Below are 4,387 nucleotides of genomic sequence, written 5' to 3'. Positions count from 1 at the left end.
TAGAAAAAACAGATAGAGATGCAGATTTAAAAACTCTTTTAGAAGCAGATAAAGAAACTAGAAAAAGAGTTCTAACTTGGATTTAAAGGAGAGATAGAATGGTAACAACAATAATTACTTTTATACTCGTCTTTAGCATTTTAGTTATTTTCCATGAATTTGGGCATTACTATTTTGCTAAAAAAGCGGGTATTTTGGTAAGAGAATTTGCAATTGGCTTTGGTCCAAAAATTTTTTCTTACCGTAAAAATGAAACCACGTTTACTATTCGAATTTTGCCGATTGGTGGATACGTTCGAATGGCGGGATACGAAGAAGAAGCAGAAATTAAACCGGGTATGCCTGTCGGAGTTCTTTTAAACGAACAAAATGAAGTAACTACTATCAATACGTATAAGAAAAAACAACTTTTAAAAGCAGTTCCTTTAGAAGTTAGTGCAATCGATTTAGAAAAAGACTTGTATATTGAAGGGTATATGGCTGGTAATGAATCAGAATTTGTGCATTATTCCGTAAAACGTGATGCTATGTTGATTGAAGAAGATGGAACAGAAGTACAAATTGCACCGTTAGATGTTCAATTTCAAGCAGCTAGTTTACCTCAACGAATGATGACTAATTTCGCAGGACCTATGAACAATATTATTTTAGCAATTGTTGCGTTTATAGTAATGGCTTTTCTGCAAGGCGGAGTTGTCAGTGATGCCAATAAACTAGGACCGGTTATGGCAGATAGCGTAGCTCAACAAGCTGGCTTGTCTGAAGGCGACCAAGTAGTCCAGATCAATAATAAAAAAATTTCTACTTGGACTGAAATGGTGAAGATCATTCAAGAAAGCCCCGGTCAATCTTTAATGTTTACTGTGAAGTCCTCAGATGGATCCAACAAGCAACTCGTTGTTATCCCTGAAACCACTAAAGGAAGCGATGGTTCAGAAGTAGGAATTATCGGCGTACAAGCTTCTTTGGATAAATCTTTAGGAGCAAAATTATTATTTGGCTTCACTTATACTTGGACCGTGATTGTACAAATTGTTAGTGCTCTAGGCTCTATCTTTACTAAGGGCTTTTCTATTGATATGTTTGGTGGACCAGTAGCTATTTATGCAACGACAGAAGCGGTTGTTAAAACTGGGTATATTGGTATCGTTAATTGGTTAGCTGTTTTAAGTATTAACTTAGGAATTATCAATTTGCTGCCGGTGCCAGCATTAGATGGCGGAAAGCTACTCTTGAATATCATTGAAGGAGTAAGAGGTAAGCCGCTAAGTCCAGAAAAAGAAGGCCTTATTACGATAATCGGTGTAGGGGCCTTACTGTTATTAATGGTTCTGGTAACATGGAATGATATCCAAACTTATTTTTTGAAATAAGTAAAAAAGAGCGAGAATTGCTTTATAATTGAACGTACTAAAGGAGATAATGAATAATCATGAAACAATCGAAACTATTTGTGCCAACTTTAAGAGAAACTCCTAATGACGCAGAAGTGTTGAGTCATCAGTTATTATTAAGAGCTGGGTATATTAGACAAATTTCTAGTGGGGTTTATAGCTATTTGCCATTAGCTAACCGAGTGTTAGAAAAAATAAAAACGATTATTCGCGAAGAATTTGAAAAAATTGATGCGGTTGAAATGCTGATGCCATCTCTTTTGCCACGTGAATTATGGGAAGAATCGGGGCGTTATGAAACCTATGGAGATGATTTAATTAAATTATCCGATCGTCACGGACGAGATTATTTACTAGGACCAACGCATGAAGAAGCTTTCACTGCATTGATCCGCGATGAAATAGCTTCTTATAAACGTTTGCCTTTATCGTTATATCAAATTCAAACAAAATTCCGCGATGAAAAACGACCACGTTCTGGGTTGTTAAGAGGCCGAGAGTTTCTTATGAAAGATGCATATTCTTTCCATGACAGCTATGAAAGTCTGGATAAAACGTATTTGGATTTTGAAACTGCGTATACACGTATCTTTGAGCGCTGTGGATTAGATTTTAGAGGAATCATTGGGGATGCTGGCGCAATGGGCGGCAGCGATTCGAAAGAGTTTATGGCAATCTCTGATTCTGGCGAAGACACTATTGCTTATTCAGATTCAAGCGATTATGCCGCTAACTTAGAAATGGCCACTAGTTTCTATATGCGGAAGAAGTCGCATGAAATTGAAAAAGAGCTGGAAAAAATTGCTACACCTGATAGCAAAACAGTGGAAGAAGTAGCAGCATTTTTGAAAGTAGAGACACGTGATGTGATGAAGAGTTTGCTGTTTATTGCAGACGGTTCTCCAATTCTAGTTGTTATCCGAGGCGATCATGAAGTCAACGAGGTAAAATTAAAGAACTTCTTACAGGCAGACTTTTTAGAGTTGGCTACAGATGAAGAAGCGGAAACCTATTTGGGTGTTAATTTTGGTTCGATTGGACCAGTTGGTGTTCATAAAGACATACGTGTATTAGGTGATGTGTATGTGCAAGATATGGCTAATGCGGTAACTGGAGCCAATGAAGCTGGCTACCATTACATGAACGTTAATCCTGAACGTGATTTATCAGTAGAAGCTTACGTTGACTTGCGTTTTGTGCAAGAAGGCGAACTATCCCCTGACGGACAAGGCGTATTGAAATTTGCTAAAGGAATTGAAATCGGACATATTTTCAAATTAGGTACTCGTTATTCTGAAGCAATGGGAGCGACTGTTTTAGACAAAAATGGACGTTCTATCCCTGTGATCATGGGTTGTTATGGAATCGGAGTCAGTCGCTTACTTTCAGCTATTGCTGAACAACAAAGTGACGAAAGCGGATTGAATTGGCCGCGTCAATTAGCACCTTACGAGTTGCATTTGGTGCCGGTTAATATGAAGTCTGCAGAACAAGTCAACCTATCAGAGGAACTATACCAGATTTTACAAGAAGCCGGATTTTCAGTTTTAATGGATGATCGTACAGAACGAGTAGGTGTCAAATTTGCAGATTCTGATTTGATTGGTTTGCCTATTCGGATTACAGTAGGAAAAAAAGCTGTAGATGATATCGTAGAAGTAAAAATCCGTAAAACAGGTGAGACTATTGAAGTGCGTAAAGACGAAATGGTCGCAACAATGGGAATTTTATTGAACCCTGAAAATAACTAATGAAAAAAAGAAAAGGGAGTTCATACAAGTACAGTATTTGTCTTGTCTGTGCTTCCTTTGCTTTCTTTTTTTATGATAGATGAAGAATCACCGGCAATTGAAAGGAGTCGCTCATGAGTTTAAATCAAGAAGAATTGTTTCAAAAATTACTAGAACAAATAGGGTTAGATCAAGCAGTCGAGTACCGATCTTATTTTGAAAAAGCGCAAATTCAAAAAGTTACGGTGCATAAATTATCTAAAACATGGCATTTTCAATTTCAATTTGAAGATATTTTACCATTTGAGGTATATCAGTTATTATCTGAAAAACTGCAGCTTGCGTTTAATTCAATCGCTGCCATTGAAGTTTCCATTGTAACCTATACCCCTAATGTGACTGTCGAAAAGCTGGAACATTATTGGGCAACAGCAGTTAAAAAAAGCGGTGTTTCTTCTCCGCTCTGTGATCGGCCTTTTCAAGAACAGTTTCCCATGATGGAAGGGAAAAAAATTCTATTTTTAGTAGAAAATGAAGTTGTAAAAAGTCATTTAGTCAATCAGTATTTGCCTCCTGTAGAACTTGCCTATCAAAAATTAGGTTTTCCAGCTTTTAAAATAGAGCCTATTATTGATGAAGTTATTCATGAACAAAAAATTACTGAATTTAAAGCAAAAAAAGAAGAAGCTGATGCTCTTTTAAGTATTCGTGCCAGCGAAAACTTGAAAAAAGCAGAGGAAGAAAAAAAACGCCACAAAGATATGGGGATCGAATCGGTCATGAAAGGACCAATTGTTTTAGGCCGTAAAATCACGGATAAAGAAGAAATAAAACAAATGGATCAAATCTTAGAAGAAGAAAGACGGGTTACGATCGAAGGATTTGTATTTGATGTGGAAATACGTGTATTGCGTTCTGAACGTCAATTAATGATTATTAAGATAACGGATTATACTTCTTCGTTTACGGTGAAAAAGTTTTCAAATTCACCAGAAGACGAAGCCGCTTTTGCCGCTTTGAAAAAAGGAATGTGGGTTAAAGCTCGCGGCAGCGTTCAAGAAGATAACTTTATGCGCGACTTAGTTTTAAATGCCCAAGATATTACTGAATGTTTTCATGAGGAACGAAAAGATACGGCAGCTGAAGGCCAAAAGCGTGTTGAAATGCATCTACATAGCAATATGAGTACAATGGATGCCACAAATAATATGACTGATTTAGTAGCTCAGGCCGCAAAATGGGGCCATCCGGCAATTGCTATCA

The 4,387-nt window shown here is 37.2% G+C and carries 3 protein-coding genes; all 3 read left to right on the top strand.

Annotated features, from left to right (window positions below; all coding sequences use genetic code 11):
- Positions 1-98: 98 nt before the first annotated feature.
- Complete coding sequence (gene rseP, locus RT405_RS13010) at positions 99-1,373, top strand: RIP metalloprotease RseP (protein WP_313470242.1); 1,275 nt, start codon at positions 99-101, stop codon at positions 1,371-1,373.
- Positions 1,374-1,432: 59 nt separating this feature from the next.
- Positions 1,433-3,145: a proline--tRNA ligase gene (locus RT405_RS13005; protein WP_313470240.1), complete on the top strand. Its 1,713-nt coding sequence runs from the start codon at positions 1,433-1,435 to the stop codon at positions 3,143-3,145.
- Between the two features lie 113 nt (positions 3,146-3,258).
- The coding region (locus tag RT405_RS13000; protein WP_313470239.1) for a PolC-type DNA polymerase III N-terminal domain-containing protein at positions 3,259-4,387 on the top strand (1,129 nt) is incomplete at its 3' end.

This window comes from Carnobacterium sp., assembly GCF_032094055.1.
Classification (GTDB): Bacteria; Bacillota; Bacilli; order Lactobacillales; family Carnobacteriaceae; genus Carnobacterium_A.
This window is presented reverse-complemented; position numbering and strand designations above follow the sequence as displayed.

What these genes read in the sequence shown, in the direction of transcription:
- rseP (WP_313470242.1), top strand. Translation starts at nt 99, where the DNA reads ATGGTAACAACAATAATTACTTTTATACTCGTCTTTAGCATTTTAGTT.
- RT405_RS13005 (WP_313470240.1), top strand. Translation starts at nt 1,433, where the DNA reads ATGAAACAATCGAAACTATTTGTGCCAACTTTAAGAGAAACTCCTAAT.